General features: G+C 55.9%; 10 protein-coding genes. 7 read left to right on the top strand and 3 right to left on the bottom strand.

Annotated features, from left to right (window positions below):
* Nucleotides 1–35 precede the first annotated feature (35 nt).
* Nucleotides 36–353: an NIPSNAP family protein gene (locus tag HZS52_RS23220; RefSeq protein ID WP_161463292.1), complete on the bottom strand. Its 318-nt coding sequence runs from the start codon at nt 351–353 to the stop codon at nt 36–38.
* Nucleotides 354–852: 499 nt separating this feature from the next.
* Between HZS52_RS23220 and HZS52_RS23215 the strand changes: the two genes are divergently transcribed.
* A complete protein-coding gene (locus HZS52_RS23215; protein WP_022521772.1) occupies nt 853–1,608 on the top strand; it encodes a FadR/GntR family transcriptional regulator in 756 nt (251 codons plus the stop codon).
* Between the two features lie 28 nt (nt 1,609–1,636).
* Complete coding sequence (locus HZS52_RS23210; RefSeq protein ID WP_190373804.1) at nt 1,637–3,211, top strand: aldehyde dehydrogenase (NADP(+)); 1,575 nt, start codon at nt 1,637–1,639, stop codon at nt 3,209–3,211.
* A 54-nt stretch (nt 3,212–3,265) separates the two neighbouring features.
* Here the strand turns inward: HZS52_RS23210 and HZS52_RS23205 are convergent, their stop codons facing one another.
* Nucleotides 3,266–4,654, bottom strand: a complete 1,389-nt coding sequence (locus tag HZS52_RS23205; protein ID WP_190373803.1) for an aminotransferase-like domain-containing protein — start codon at nt 4,652–4,654, stop codon at nt 3,266–3,268.
* Between the two features lie 137 nt (nt 4,655–4,791).
* Here HZS52_RS23205 and HZS52_RS23200 point away from each other — a divergent pair, with 137 nt between their 5' ends.
* Nucleotides 4,792–5,961 (top strand): MFS transporter, encoded by a 1,170-nt coding sequence (locus tag HZS52_RS23200; protein WP_190373802.1) that lies wholly within the window; start codon nt 4,792–4,794, stop codon nt 5,959–5,961.
* 14 nt (nt 5,962–5,975) lie between these two features.
* On the opposite strand, the gene HZS52_RS23195 is transcribed toward HZS52_RS23200, so the two are convergent.
* Nucleotides 5,976–6,908 (bottom strand): cation diffusion facilitator family transporter, encoded by a 933-nt coding sequence (locus HZS52_RS23195; protein WP_176316287.1) that lies wholly within the window; start codon nt 6,906–6,908, stop codon nt 5,976–5,978.
* A gap of 244 nt (nt 6,909–7,152) precedes the next feature.
* Here HZS52_RS23195 and HZS52_RS23190 point away from each other — a divergent pair, with 244 nt between their 5' ends.
* The 4 genes from HZS52_RS23190 to HZS52_RS23175 are packed head-to-tail and all read left to right on the top strand — an operon-like array spanning nt 7,153 to nt 15,011.
* Nucleotides 7,153–9,288 (top strand): type VI secretion system Vgr family protein, encoded by a 2,136-nt coding sequence (locus HZS52_RS23190; protein ID WP_190373801.1) that lies wholly within the window; start codon nt 7,153–7,155, stop codon nt 9,286–9,288.
* A 2-nt stretch (nt 9,289–9,290) separates the two neighbouring features.
* Nucleotides 9,291–10,229: a DUF4123 domain-containing protein gene (locus HZS52_RS23185; RefSeq protein WP_190373800.1), complete on the top strand. Its 939-nt coding sequence runs from the start codon at nt 9,291–9,293 to the stop codon at nt 10,227–10,229.
* Nucleotides 10,226–13,666: a toxin VasX gene (locus HZS52_RS23180; protein ID WP_190373799.1), complete on the top strand. Its 3,441-nt coding sequence runs from the start codon at nt 10,226–10,228 to the stop codon at nt 13,664–13,666. Before HZS52_RS23185 ends, HZS52_RS23180 begins: the two co-directional genes overlap by 4 nt.
* 13 nt (nt 13,667–13,679) lie before the next feature.
* Nucleotides 13,680–15,011: a hypothetical protein gene (locus HZS52_RS23175; RefSeq protein ID WP_190373798.1), complete on the top strand. Its 1,332-nt coding sequence runs from the start codon at nt 13,680–13,682 to the stop codon at nt 15,009–15,011.
* Nucleotides 15,012–15,015: the final 4 nt, after the last annotated feature.

Raw genomic sequence — 15,015 nt, 5'->3', positions numbered from 1 at the left:
GAACCACTTCATGAAGAGACCCGCTAATCAAGAAATCAGTCTTTAAAGAAGGGGGCGGGGACAACAATCTTGTTTTCCTGGCTAATTAGATAACCCGCCTCGGCACTTATCTTGAGATAGGCGGCCCACTCTGGGTCACTCTGCATGGCAGCGCGCCGCTGGCTACGGTCAGCGGCATCTTTAAACACCCAGATATGCACATAGGAATTCACATTGCCTGTTTCTACCGGTCCATATAGCAGAGGTTCGCCAAGGTGACGTTTTTGGATAGCCCAGCCATGCTTTTCGTAGAGCGCCATCTGTTTCTTCAACGTGCCAGGTGTGCAGGTATAGGTACGGTGGTCATACAGCATGGTGATACTCCTTGATGATTACTCTATTAAGGGCTGCGGGTTATCCACCCAAGGTGGCGCTATGCAAGTAAAGAACCTTGTGTGATCTCGCCGGTATGAGGGTTGCGTTAAGTCTTATCGCCTTTGGATCCCTCTATGAATCACATGTTGTATTACATCATACAAGACTGCAACAAAAAGCATGCACCGATTGCGCCATAAGCAAGGGGGGATAAGGTATGTGAGACCGTAATGTTGATGAGCTTGATTTTTATCAAAGTGCTACTTTAACTTTGGTTTAGATTTCGTTAGTTATGCTTGCTTGGCACAATAACCAGACCTACCTTTTTTCTTGTATGATGTGTTATATCTGGTATGAAAAAATATTTGTTATTACTCGTGATGGCATTAAAAATAGAAAACAGGTTGTCTGGGGTCATTCAGAAGCCGTTTATTGGCACTTTCAAGACCTAGGTTGTACGATATAATACAACTTGGATATTAATGAAGGATAGCTTCCATGGTCAAAACCAGCGCAGCGGCATCTGCCCTAAAACCGCTTCAAATAAGTAAAGTGACACAGCAGGGAAGCTTGTCCGTGCACGTGGCCGACCAGTTGGAAGCGTTGATCACCCAGGGGAAAGTAGGCGTGGGAGAAAAACTGCCCACTGAGAACAGTCTTTGTGACTCCTTTGGCGTTAGCCGCACAGTCATACGTGAGGCCATCACACACCTTAAATCCCTGGGGCTTGTTGAGACCCGGCGTGGTGTAGGCACCTCGGTGCTGCGCTCTTCTACGGTAGAGGCGCGGCCTGCAGAGCGGATAAACCCGACTACCGTGGAAGATATCTTGCACCTGCTGGAACTGCGGCTAACCTTAGAGCCAGCGGCAGCTGAACTGGCTGCCTTACGCCATGATGATGAAGATCGTCAACGGCTCGAAGCGCAGCACCTTGCTTTTAGCAATGCGTATGCTGCAAAAACCCAAGCTCGAGAAGAGGATTATTTGTTTCACTTTGCGATTGCCACGGCGACCAAAAATCCTTTCTTTCAATCTTTCTACAAGCAGTGGAGTCAGAGCGTGATTCCCCGCGCCAAGCTGCTGAGTATTGATATTAATCCGATATCCTCAGAGCGCTATTTAGAGCGAGTTCAGGAAGAGCACGCCTACATTCTCGAAGCTATTCTTTCTCGTGATGCTCAAGCAGCCCGCGAAACCATGTACCAGCACCTTAATCGGGCGCGCAATACATACGCCCAGTATCGCGACCAGTGATACCACTGACCCATATAAGGAGCAACATATGACGATTCGAGGCGAAATGCTGATCGGTCAACAATCAGTGACCGGCACTCAAGCCAATATTCAAGCTGTTAACCCAGCCACCGGTGAAAAACTAGAGCCTATCTATACTGGCGGCAGTCGAGCCCATGTTGAACAAGCCTGCGAGCTAGCTGAAACGGCCTATGCCATCTACCGCGAAACGTCTCTAGAAGAACGCGCTACGTTTTTAGAAACCATCGCCAGTGAAATAGAAGCGATCGGTAGTGAGCTGATTGAGCGCGCCATGGCTGAAACGGGCCTGCCCCAGGCACGCATTGAAGGCGAGCGAGGCAGAACCTGCGGGCAACTGCGACTGTTCGCTTCAGTAGTGCGTGCCGGTGAATGGCTTGATGTACGCATCGACCCGGCCATGCCGGATCGCCAACCGCTGCCGCGTGCCGATCTCCGTCAGCGTCATATCGCCCTGGGGCCTGTCGCTGTCTTCGGTGCCAGCAATTTTCCGCTAGCATTTTCGGTTGCGGGGGGTGATACCGCTTCGGCCCTAGCGGCTGGTTGTCCTGTCGTGGTTAAAGGCCACTCAGCGCATCCAGGTACTTCTGAGCTGGTAGGGCAAGCGATTCAAAAAGCCGTAAAAGCCTGCAATTTACCGGAAGGTGTTTTCTCACTGCTGTTTGGTGCCGGTAACGAAATTGGCCAGGCGCTGGTAGATGATCCGCGTATTCAAGCGGTTGGTTTCACCGGCTCGCGCAGTGGCGGTATGGCGTTGATGAAAACGGCGCAAGCACGCCCTCAGCCGATCCCGGTCTACGCTGAGATGAGCAGCATTAACCCTGTTTTCTTGCTACCGGCGGCACTTAAAGCGCGCGGTAAAGCGCTGGGCGAAGCCTTTGTTGGCTCACTCAATATGGGCGCGGGCCAGTTCTGCACCAATCCTGGCTTGGTCATTGCGGAAAAAGGTCCTGAGTTGGATGCCTTTATTGAGGCAGCGCGAGGCGCCGTGGAAGCCAGCGGCGCGCAGACAATGCTGACGCCGGGTATCCACCGCGCCTATCAAGAGGGCGTGACCAGTCTGAGCGGCGCAGCCAAAGTGCGCGAAATCGCCCGTGGCCAAACCGGCAGCGACTACCAGTGCCAGACAGGCCTGTTTGCTGCCTCAGCGAGCGATTTCCTCGCATCTGAAGCGCTGCAAGCGGAAGTGTTCGGTGCCAGCTCGTTGATTGTTGAGTGCGAAGACGCGTCGGAAGTAAAACGTGTTGCTGAACAGCTGGAAGGCCAGCTCACCGCCACACTGCATATGGACGACGCCGATTTGGATGCCGCTAAAGCGCTGCTGCCTATGCTTGAGCGCAAGGCAGGGCGTATTCTCGCCAATGGTTGGCCCACGGGTGTCGAGGTGTGCCATGCCATGGTGCACGGTGGCCCGTTCCCGGCCACCTCTGATTCGCGCTCGACCTCCGTCGGTTCGGCGGCCATTCACCGCTTCTTACGTCCGGTTTGTTACCAGTCCCTGCCAGAAGGCTTACTGCCCGATGCGCTGAAAGAGGGCAACCCGCTGAAGGTGTCGCGGTTAGTTGACGGCAAACGCGAGCTGTAATTAACGGGGGGGTTACCAGCCCCCTTCAGCGATATCAGAAGGGCCGCTTTAATCCTAACTTGCCGCCTCAATAAACCCTTTGGCTCTGGGATCTTGTATATAGGCTACATTAAGCCGGAGCCAGGGCGTTGGCTGGTGATCGGCGAAAAACAGATGCCCCGGCGATAGCGTGATTTCCCACCGGTTAGCCAGTTCACTCAGGGTTTCAGGGGCGATGGCTACCGGTGGTTTTGCCCACACAAACATCCCGCCAGCCGGTTGGGTATACACCTCCCAGCCGGCATTTTTCAGCATCGTTAGTGCCATTGCCATTTGATTGGCGAGCTTGATGCGCAGCCGTTCGGTAAGCTTCCGGTAGCTGCCGTTTTGCAGCAGGGTCGTGACCACTTGCTCGGCAAACCGCGAGGCGGAGATGCTGGTCAACATCTTGATATCCACAAGGCGCTGCACCCAAGCCACGGGGGCGGCGACAAAGCCTACTCGCAGTGAAGAGGAGAGGCTTTTCGAAAAGCTGCCCAGGTAGAACACCCGGCTCAAACCGTCTAGCGCTGCCAAGCGGGTGGTGGGGGTGTGCTGAAAATCCGCGTAGATATCGTCTTCAATAATCTGAAAATCGTGTTGCTCGGCGAGCTGTAACACTCGGTGCGCCACCGCCGGGGTTAGCGTGCTGCCCGTGGGGTTGTGAAAAACGCTGTTAATGTAGAACAGCTTTGGGCGGTGCTTGGCCAACAACACCTCCAAGCGCTCGATATCAGGCCCATCGGCTAATCGCGGCACGCCAATTACGCGGATTCGCTGTAAGTGCAGCAGGCCGAACAGATTGTAATAGCCCGGTGATTCCACGAAGACCACATCGCCAGGCTCAAGCAGCATCCGCACCAGTAGATCCAGCGAATGGCTACCGCCACCGGTCATCACGATCTGTTGGGCGTCCGCAGTAATCGCCAGTGGGCGCAGGCGTTCCTGGATTAAGCCGCGTAAATCCTGCGGCCCTTGAGGGGTACTGTACTCGAAAATTCCCGAACGGCTTTTACGTGCCACTTGGCGAATGGCGTGAGTGAGGTCATCGCCTTCGCGCCAATTGCTGGGCAGCCAGCCGCAACCTAGTTTGAGCGTGTGCTCGTTTGCACTGAAAAGCCCCCATAGCCCGTTGGTGACCTCTTCCAATCCGCTCGTAGCTGCGGGTTGTGATACCAGTGCTGCCGCGCTATCCGCCACATAAAAACCTGAACCGGGTCGTGAGCGCACTAAGCCAGAAGCGACAAGCCGTTCGTAGGCTTCAATCACCGCATTACGGCTGATGTGGTGGGTGGCGGCTAAGCGACGAATAGAGGGTAAACGACGGCCACCACCTGCACCGTGCGCTGCAATCCAAGCGCGAATACCCACTTCGAGCTGCTGGGCGATGGGCGTCGTGGCGTGCCGATTAACCTCTAGTTTCATAACGTTCCCTATGGCTTTCAACTGTTCGCTAAAAGGGCGGAACAGTGTCTGGAAAGTGGAGGTTAAGTGTACCTTACCGCCGCGAGGTAAGCGTGGGAGGGTAGCGGTTCAATGACGTACTTATTTAGGACTTAGCTATGAGCCGCACTGTCAATCGCGCGATCAATAGAAGGAGCGCAGCCTGCCTGGCGTTTGCGCTATGTATGATTACCACGGCGGTTAATTTACAGGCTCCACTTTACGATGCGCTGGCGGCGCGGGATGGTTTGGGCGTTGGCGCCACCAGCATCGCCTTTGCCTGCTATGTGGTGGGTATTATACCGGTGCTGCTGGGGTTAAATGGCTTGGCCGATCGGGTAGGGCGCAAGCCACTAATTATGACTGCGCTGTTGTTATGTCTCTTGGCGACCGGGATCACCCTGATAGCGCCCGGTTTGCTGGCGCTGGGTGTTGCACGCTTTCTGCTGGGTATCAGTACGGGGCTAACGTCTGCGGTAGCTCCCGCTTATATGCAGATGCTGTTGGGTGGTGAGGACAACCGTGTGGCGACTAACTATGTAACGGCCAGTACCGCTCTTGGGTTTGGGCTAGGGGCCGCGGTGACTAGCCTGTTTGTTTTCCACACCCCAAGCGTATCGCCACCCAGCCTGTGGATTTATTTGGCTACCGCTTCGTTGGCGCTGGTGGTGGTCACCACGCTTAAGGATCGTGCACCGAGCACCACTAAAAGTCCTATGCTGCGTTTGCCCAGCTATCCCCAAGGGGCTATCTCCTATGGGTTGGCGATTTTGTTGGCCTGGGCGTTGGTGGGGCTAGTGATTGCGATTCTGCCTTCGGCATTAAGCCAACACGGTTTATCCGCCTGGAGTGGCTTCGCCACCTTCGGTATCTGCAGCTGCGGGGTGCTGTTTCAGCCCTGGGCGAGAAGACTTGCGCCGCGCAGCGCTACTCGACTGGGTCTGGTGATTTTGCCGATTGCCTACGGGTTGATCGCCTGGGGAGCGGTTCAAGGTTATCTTGCGGCGGTACTGCTGGGCACGGTAGCAGCCAGTAGCGCTTGCTATGGGTTTATCTACCTGGGGGGATTAAGCGGCGTGTTGGCGATTGCGGACGGCTCGGCTAGCCAACAAGCCACCCAAGCCAGCGCGGGCTATTTCCTGATGGCCTATCTGGGCTTTAGCATCCCGGTGATCACTACTGGGGTACTCATTGATGCTGTAGGGCATACCTTGGCGTTAACGCTATTTGGCCTTGCGCTACTGGTGGGCGTGATCGCCACGCTAGTTCTATTGCGCAAGGCGCGGTAACTTGGACAACTGATCTATGGTTGCTTCTCTACCAATAGACCACAGGAGGGCGCTGCCCAGCGGGTGTTGGCAGTAAACACCACGTCACACACCACGGGAGAGTAGTAGCGGCGCACCTCGTCATCGACTCGTGCCCTGAGTAAATCCTGGGTGGAGACCGAAACATCGGATGCGTCGGGTAGTACCACATGCACTATCACATATAGCAGGCGCCCAGGGCGAACCATGCGCACCCGCACCTCTTGGGTGTCGGTATCCGCCAGGGCACTCGCCACGGCTTGGCGAACGGGCACCGCGATAGCCTCTTCCGGGGTTCTGTTGAGCAGCTCCTTCAAGGCTTGGGAGGCCATCCGCACCGGCACGCCTAAACACAGCACCACCACCGCAATGACCAACACCGAATCCACGTAAGGCAGAATAGTCTGCCAGCCTAGGCGCTCAAACAGCATCACCAGGCAGAAGGCGACGAGTACAGCGGCAGAGATAACGCTGTTGACTAGCCAGTTGAGTTTGTCTGCCGCCACCAGTGGGCTGCTTACGTGGCGCTGGCTGCGGTGCATCACCCAAGCGGTGAGTGAACAAGCCGCGGTGGCGAATAGTGCGTACAGCACCGCCAAGCCTGCCGCGATCTCACGGCCGCCGGTGAGTAGGGCGGCAATGGCATCGACCAAGGCAAAAATAGACACGCCTAAAATAAGCAGCCCTTTGCACAGGTTTACTAGCGACTCAAAGTAGCTATAGCCGAACGGGTAGGATTCGCTATCGGGGCGGCTGGCTAACTTGCTCACCTTGATCGTCACCAGGGCAACACTGAAATAGATCAGATTAAACAGCCCATCCAGTAGGATCGCCTGGGAGTTGGAGGCGAGTGTGGCCACGATGCCTGCACAACCAATTAACAGCGCCATAAAAGCGGAGAACGCTAGAGTGCTTGATTCTGTCTTCACGAAGGTTTCTTCCAGTGTATATAGTCAAAATAGCCAATAAGCATAGCAACTTTGTTGGTCACAACGTCAGTGGCTTATTGAATGCTGGCTGCCTGTTTGATGAGTCTTCGGCCCTATTTTGTAAGAGATCTCTTACAAGCGTGTAAGACATTGACGCTTCGTGCCCTCAAGGGGTTGCCCTCTGCCCCTGGCTCGCTATCCTGACTGCCTCTCATTAGCAGTTGATGATCCAAGGAGTGGAGCGATGGCGGACAAAACGGGCCTACAGTTTACCCTGACCCTACCCGGGGCCGATGACACCGCCGTGGTGCGCTTTACCCATCGCGAGGCGCTGTCGGAGCCGTTTGCGCTCTCGGTTGAGTTTGCCAGCCGCACCCACGACCTGTCGCCCAGCGACTGTTTGGATCAAAACGCCACCCTGACCATTTGGCAGGACGGCGAGCCGCTGCGCCGCGTGCATGGGATGATTTCAGAGCTGCACCGCGGCGATAGGGGACACCGCCGCAGCTTCTACCGTGTCGAGATTCGTCCGGCGCTGTGGCGGTTATCGCTACGCCATAATTCGCGTATCTTTCAGGACACCTCGCCGTTTGATGCCATCACCACCCACGCTAATGAGCGTAGCCTCACCGATATCGGCTTTGCCACCACCCGCACGCCCCTTGATCGGGAGTTTCTGGTTCAGTACCGGGAGACCGACCTGGCCTTTATCGAGCGTTTAGCCGCCGAAGAGGGCTGCTTCTATTTTCATGAGTTTGAGAACACCGAGGGCGGTAAACACCAGTTGGTATTTGCCGATGCCACCGTGGTGCTGCCCAGCGTGGGCGAACGCACCTACCACAGTCGCGCCGGGGGCACACCGCCCCGACGCCACCTGCGTAAATTGCGTCAGGTTAGCCGGGTGCGACCCGCCTCGGCGATGCTCAAGGACTACACCTTTAAGAACCCGCCCTACGCCCAGGTCCACGAACATCAGTCGCCGGGGCTGGGCGAACACGCCCAACGGGAGGATTACGAGCACTTCGACTACCCCGGCCGCTATAAGAAGGACGCTTCCGGCAAGCCCTTTACCCGCCACCGCTTAGAGTCCCTGCGCGCCGACGCCACCACCGCCGAGGCCGAGAGCGACCTACCGGAACTTGCCCCCGGCATCTGCTTTACCCTCACCGATCACGATATCGATAGCTTTAACCGTTCCTGGCAGGTGGTCTCGGTGGCGCACCACGGCGAACAGCCCCAGGCCCTGGAAGAGGACGGCATGGCCCGGGGCGGCTATGACAGTAACAATGGGGTAGCCAGCGCCGCGCAAGCAGGCGAGCAGATGACCCGCTACTATAACGAGCTGGTGATCATGCCCAAGGATCAGACCTTCCGCCCGGTGCCCAACCCCAAGCCGCGGGTCGATGGCCCCCAGGTGGCCTTTGTGGTCGGCCCGGAAGGCGAAGAGATCTACTGCGACGAACACGGTCGGGTCAAGGTGCAGTTCCCCTGGGATCGTTATGCCGAACCCAACGAGACTGCCAGTTGCTGGGTGCGGGTGGCACAGGGCTGGGCAGGCGGTGGCTACGGCAGCATGGCGATCCCGCGGATCGGCCATGAGGTCATTGTCTCGTTTTTAGAGGGCGACCCCGATCAACCGCTGGTCACCGGTCGCACCTACCACGCGGTGAACACCCCGCCCTACCCGCTGCCGGCCAACAAGACCCGCACGGTGATCCGCACCCAGAGCCATAAGTCGGAAGGCTTTAACGAACTGCGCTTTGAGGACGCCACCGGCGAAGAGCAGATCTGGTTTCACGCCCAAAAAGATCTGGAGCTGCTCACCCTTAACGACCGCACCGAGGAGATCAAACGAGATAGCCATCTCAAAGTGCACAACGACCGCATCAGTGAGATCGACAACGACGAGCACCACACGGTGCACCGCCACCGCTTTGAGCACACCGAAGGCGCCCAACATTTAAATGTTGAAGGCACTATGCATATGCGTGCCGGGCAGGCCTGGTTAAGCGAAAGTGGCCGGGAACTGCATATCAAGTCGGGCCAAAAAGCGGTACTCGAAGCCGGTAGCGAAATCACCCTCAAGGTAGGCGGCAGCTTTATCAAGCTCGACGCCAGCGGCATCACCATCGTCGGCTCCCAGGTCAAGATCAATGCCGGCGGCAGCCCCGGTAACGGCACCGGGCAAGCCGCCGAACCGCCCAAACTGCCACCGGTGCTAGAAGGTAAAGATCATGACCGGGCAGAAGCGATAGGGCACTCGCCGTTGCTAAGTAGTGATATTGAGCCATCGCGTCAGTTATCGGCGCTAAAACAAGGAAGTGCTCTGACTAATATATGCGAGCCACCCGATGATAACGCTTCATTAGGGAGGGCATGAGGATGAGTAATTTCACCAGCGAAGGCTTGCGACAATATTCGCCGGGCTCGCCGCCTAAAAGCAGCGACGTAGTGAATCAACCTGGCTACTACGTATTGTTGGATGCATTAACGCGGCCATCCATGGAACGCTGGCTATATGAAACATTGGAAGCGCCCGATTACGAGGTGCTGTATCTGAAAACGCCTCTGAAAGAGTGTCGTGAAGCTTCACCCTGCCTGGTGGCTCTTCAAGGGGCACATGAGCTATGGGAGGCATTCTTAAAACAGGGGGCTAATCAGGAGTGGGGATGGCTGCTTTACAGCCGCACCTCCCGCCAAGAGCTTTTAGCCCGCCTACGCTGGCTGCTGATGGTGCATCACCCTACCCATGGGCAGCAGGTGTTGCGCCTTGCCTCTCCCACTGTCATGCACAGCCTGCTGAATATCCAGGGGGGAGAGAGCTACACACATCTGTTGGGTAATGTTATTGAGCGTGCCTGGTTACCGATTAACAACACCACATCCGTTACCTGGTGGCAGCTTAGCCAAAGCAACTCCTTGCAAGAGGCTCTCGCGCCTAATGTAACGCCTTCGCTTATCTTGCAAGAGGCGCATCTAACCGCCCTGGCGCAAGTGAACTGGCAGCGTTTTCAAGCCACGCTAGCGAAGCATTTGCAGCGCTACTTCCCATCAGGCCCGTTAATCAGTCACCACGGCTCTACGATGAAAGCGGCCGAGCAGGTCATCGCAACGACAACTCGCCTGGGATTTGTGGGACAACGAGCGCACTTTTACATTGCCAATATACTGGGTGCCCACGGTGACGCTGCCTTAGAGGTTGATCAACACCCTACACTTGCTAGGTTGCTTCTCCAGCCTAATCACCAAGCGCCAATGGAGCGGTTAAAAGCGGCAGTCAATCTTGCCCAGCAAGCGTTAGAAAAGGATGACATGGTATGAGCATGGATATAGCAGCCGCGAATCGCGTTGCCGATAATCAACCCGATAATGACCCCAGCGATGAAAGCGGCCAATGTACGCTAACGCAAAAAGATATGCAGTTAGTGCCGGTACGTTATGCCATGGTCGAAGAGCCTGAGGCCGAGCGTGCAGAAGCGGTGAATGGCTTTGCCCCAGTGCACGGCGGTCGTTTTCGTCGTTCAGGCATTCGGCCGATACGCTCGGGTTGGTTATATATTGTGCATAGCTTAACGCCCGATGAACTCCTGATATTCAAAGTAGAGCCCGATGGCAGTGGCGATGAGATTATTCTTGAACGCAAGGGGAGCATCGAAGTACTGCACAGCATGGTGGAGCTAACTGAGCTCCATCTGTCCATGCTATTGATTCCCACCTTTCGCCGCCAGGTAATGACCCGCGTAGGCATAGGCGGCTTCTGCCATGGCACCGCCCATTTACTTGACCCCAATGACTTGCCTGCCGCACTGGCAGACGACCACGGTGAATATCGTGCAACCCCAGAAGCGCCTGACCAAGAGGCAGGCGCTGATGCTGAAATCGACCCGGGAAGTTATGCCTGGTGTGACCTCGAAGCGACGCCTACTGGTTGGCAAGCGGCCAGTGCTGGTGAGATTGTGGGAAGCATCAAAGGCAGCTACCAAAACGATAGCGCCATTCTCGTGGTAGAAGATATTCCCGCACGAGTGACAGACTGGGCACAGCTGTGGAAAAAATTGTCTGAACAGCAAGGTCATTGGCAGGATAAGTATCAGACCGAGAACTTCGCAGCACGCACGATTGATGGTCTGATGACCCTTAACTTTGCGCCGCATGCCGCTAATGCTGGCCAAGGCAATATTCCCGAATGGCTAGGCGATGCTGGCAGCGATGATCAAGCTGATCTACGCGAACTGGCAGACCTTTACGAGCAGCGCCGCGAAAGGCGTGAGGCTATCCATACTGCTCACACTGGAGTAGTCGGTAGCGCCTTGGCACCCATTAACCGGGATATCGACGAACTCAGCCAGCATATAGCTGAAAACCTAGGTACGGATGCTGAATCAGTAAAAGCGTTTGTCGAGGAAACCGAGCAGGCTCACTTTAATGAAGTGATTGGCGGCAACTACGCGCTGGCACCCAATGGCATTGTAGATGTCATTCGTCAGCAGGATATGGAAAATTTCCTAGCCTACGCCAACGGCCTTGAAGAGGAGTGGCAATCGGCTTACCTAGCCATAGGACAGGATATGGCGCGGCTAGCACCTGTATGGCACGACTATGCACTGGTGCTGGATCGGGAAGAAGCGCTACACATAAAACTGACGAGTAAAATCGAGAAGTACGTTTTCGAAACGCTGGCATTGTGTGGGCAAAGCGATTTTCTTGCCCAGTATTATATGGGCGATACCCCCAACACCGCTCACTTGCTTCACTTTATTCCTACCGAAACCTTTATTGACACCTTCCTATCCGAGATGGATGGCGTACAAAAGGCCTTAACGCAGGCGGCGGCATTGATGACCGCCTCTGGCGCACTAAGTAATTACCAAACGTGGCAGAGTACTATTGATGAGCAAATAGGCCTGCGCTTTCGCAGCATTGAGGGCCTCGCCGATGATGTGGTGGCGGATATCGCCGGGGAGGTCAGTTACAAAGAGAAAATGTTGGGTGAAGCGGTGATCAAAACGCTGCTAGACGATGCACAACAGTTGGAGATGCCCCAGCGCTTTGCCAATCTGGCAGGCATGCTGCCGGAAGGGCAACGGCTAATGTTTCTTGAGCGCCTGGGGCTGCCTGAGATGGGCTGGGATATTCCCGACCAAACCGTGCTAGGGAAATTGCGGGAGGCCACCACCAAGGCACAACGCACCTCATCGCTGCTCCAGCGATTGGAACAGGATATGGAGCGCTATTACCAAGAGCGGGATGCAGAAATAAAACGTGCTTCTCGTCGGGGCACAAGTCAGGCCCATCGACGCGCCGCTGACCAGTTCAACGCTAGAAAAATCCGAGCTAAAGAGTTAGAGATCAGACAACAGCAGCAGTTGCTCGGCGAGGCATTGGAAGAGCTGTCAGATCACAGCTTCCCCGCTAATGAAAACGGCAGCCACGCCCTGAAAATAGTCGGCTTAAGCCAAGCCGCTACCCGCGCAGCGCTGGCTGAGCGCAACGCCATCAAAGCGCTGGCCAATCAGCCCCGTGAGACGATGCGTAGCAGCTTGGATACCCTGATTCGAAACGAGCAGAATGAAGTGTCTGTATCCCGGGCGGTGGGGGTGTTGGTGAACGGTAGCTTGTCGGCGATGGGGACCATCACGGCCTGTGTAGCTATGAAAGATCTGTTTGAAAGTTTTGGTACTGAGAGATTTTCTGAAAGTCTAGGTAACGCAGGTTCTCAGACAGCGGCAACAGCGGCATCACTTATGGCGATTAGAGAAATGATCGTCGATGCCCGCCATCGCAAGCTCTATGAAGGGCGAGCCTTTCAACAAGTCGCCCATGTTGAATTGAAAGCAGCAGCGGGTAGCCCTGTTCAGTTGGAGCTTTGGGCCAGGGCAGCCAATAAAGCCATGGTTTTTGTTGCTGGTCTGGGTGGTGTGGCTGGTGTTTTTGAGATGATTAGGCAAGGGCAGAAGCTGGGGCGGGCCGAGACCCAGGCGGAGCGTTTAGCCACTCAGGTGGCACTTGTGGGGGCTACTGGTACAGCAGGAGGGGGCTTTGCCTTAGCTGGCAGGTGGCTTGTGGGTAGAATATTAGGCACGCCTGCTGCGCAGTTGCGGCTTTTGATGTTGCAGTTCGCTGGGCCGGTGGGCTGGTTCGTTGCGGCAAGTACACTGTTACTGGTGATGGGCGACTTGCTGGCCAGCCGTTTTTCGCTAAGCCCGGTACAGCAATGGTGCCAGCGCAGCTACTGGGGACAGCGCAGCAAACAGTGGAATCTTGAAAAGCACGAGCAGGAACTGGGCAAACTAAGTGGCAGCGAGGTTAGCGTGGAGCGCCAAGGCGTGGCAGCACCCCATGCAGGCCCTGGGCCTGGCCCTGCCGCTAGCGATCTAGCCTTCCGGCTGACCATGCCCGGTGGTCAGCCACCCGATGAAGATACGCTCTCCTTCGGTGTATGGGGTGTTCCAATGCGTGGGGGCCATCAAGAGCTGACCCGTGATGTGCTGGCGTATGCCCATAATAGAACAGAAAGCTCTCGAGTAGATGTCACCTATCACTTTGCACCAGAGGCGCTAAGTCAGTTCTACTTTGTACGACTGGTGGTGCGCTCGTGCCTCAACGGTGAATCCACAACGCAAGTCTATGAACTACACCGTCGTGGCCGTTCACTGCCAGGAGAGTGGCGTGAAGTGAGTGCCCTGACGGATAGTTTTTTCAGTAGCGTCAAAATAGGCACTTGGCCTGGTATGCCACTCACGCCCTGGGCACCCTAAACAAGGACGAATAATGTTTAACACCAACCCCAAAGATGCTTTACCCCCCATGCGCGCGGGCGAACGGGAAAGCCGTGCCGGGGGTGAGCAATATTGTTTGAGTCCGCTACCCCTACCCACAGATAGCGAGTACGCGGTAGATGTGGCGAATATCGATGTGCTTCACGATGACGTCACTATGGATATTCGCCAGGGCGCGAGCCCCGACACCATGATGACAGCAGGGCATGTGCTAAGTGGGTTAGCGTTATTTATGAACGGCTTTTTTTTAGTGGTGTTTTGTATGGCAATCATAAAAAACACCGCGTATAGCCAAGTATTAGCATTCTGGGGGGGGGGGCTGTACTTTGTTTTTTTGTATATCTTTATTCTAGGCATTATCTGGATCAATACGCTGCTTAAGCGCATACCCCCTATTCGCCTAAACCGTCAGCGCCGTGAAGTTGCTTTTGTGGTAGAACCCCCAGGTCGCTTCTGGCTTCCCGCGCCTCAAAACCTGTGGTTAATGTCTACAGCGGGCTTAGCCGCAGCGGCTGGGGGGTTTATGGGTGTGATCGAAGTGGGTGAATGGCTGCGCGGTGCCCGGCCGAGTTTCCCTGTGGGTTTGACGCTGCTGCATATCGGTGCCCTGGCTTTTTTCTACGTTTACCCGCCGGTTTATGACGCCATCTGTCGGCTATTGAAGCGCGAACGACGCACAGTGTTGGTACCCTGGGAAGATGTGGTCGCGATGTGTGCCTTTAACCCTGGCCTCGGGCCGGGGGCTATCACAGGCTTTGGGTGGAACTTTGCGCTGGTGCCGCCTGACCCGCAGCGGCCAGGCTACACGCTGCCGGGTGCGGGCATCATAGTCAGCGTGGGTGGCCTGCCGGGGGCACTGGCCCAGTGGGAGTATATTCGCCGCTTTATGGAAGAGGGGGCTGATGCGATTACCCCCTCCGCCAAAGAGTGGGGCGTCGAGTGGTACAACGCCTATGTGGCCCGCGAAAAAGCTGAATGCGAGCGTACAAACGACCCTGCCCGCTGGCGGCGCTTTCGGCGCAAGCGGATATGGGAGCATGCCCGCTTCGCTCACTGGTACACCGAATACCGCATGAAGCACATTCTGCCCAAAGCCGTGCCCAGAGACTGGCTCGCGGAGTGGTCGAAGCCCCTCCCCAAGGAGCAGTGGGCCAAGCCCTCACAAGCAGTCACTGAACTCAGCGAACACCTGCGTGCCGCTTACCAACGTGGCGAGAAGTTTATCGAGATGGGCGATATCGAAAAGCGCTTCGGGGTGGCCGTGCCTGCCGCTAGTCAACAGGCTTATCCCTCGTTTCCCTTTAGGCGCGGTAGTTCACGGTAATTGT

Source organism: Vreelandella titanicae (assembly GCF_014697095.1).
GTDB classification, from domain to species: Bacteria; Pseudomonadota; Gammaproteobacteria; order Pseudomonadales; family Halomonadaceae; genus Vreelandella; species Vreelandella titanicae.
The sequence above is the reverse complement of the archived record's forward strand: the minus strand, read 5'-3'. Positions and strand labels throughout refer to the sequence as shown.

Bases quoted from the DNA above. Each gene is read 5' to 3' on its own strand.
- HZS52_RS23200 (WP_190373802.1), top strand. From the start codon at position 4,792: ATGAGCCGCACTGTCAATCGCGCGATCAATAGAAGGAGCGCAGCCTGC.
- HZS52_RS23205 (WP_190373803.1), bottom strand. From the start codon at position 4,654: ATGAAACTAGAGGTTAATCGGCACGCCACGACGCCCATCGCCCAGCAG.
- HZS52_RS23180 (WP_190373799.1), top strand. From the start codon at position 10,226: ATGAGCATGGATATAGCAGCCGCGAATCGCGTTGCCGATAATCAACCC.
- HZS52_RS23210 (WP_190373804.1), top strand. From the start codon at position 1,637: ATGACGATTCGAGGCGAAATGCTGATCGGTCAACAATCAGTGACCGGC.
- HZS52_RS23215 (WP_022521772.1), top strand. From the start codon at position 853: ATGGTCAAAACCAGCGCAGCGGCATCTGCCCTAAAACCGCTTCAAATA.
- HZS52_RS23220 (WP_161463292.1), bottom strand. From the start codon at position 353: ATGCTGTATGACCACCGTACCTATACCTGCACACCTGGCACGTTGAAG.
- HZS52_RS23175 (WP_190373798.1), top strand. From the start codon at position 13,680: ATGTTTAACACCAACCCCAAAGATGCTTTACCCCCCATGCGCGCGGGC.
- HZS52_RS23190 (WP_190373801.1), top strand. From the start codon at position 7,153: ATGGCGGACAAAACGGGCCTACAGTTTACCCTGACCCTACCCGGGGCC.
- HZS52_RS23185 (WP_190373800.1), top strand. From the start codon at position 9,291: ATGAGTAATTTCACCAGCGAAGGCTTGCGACAATATTCGCCGGGCTCG.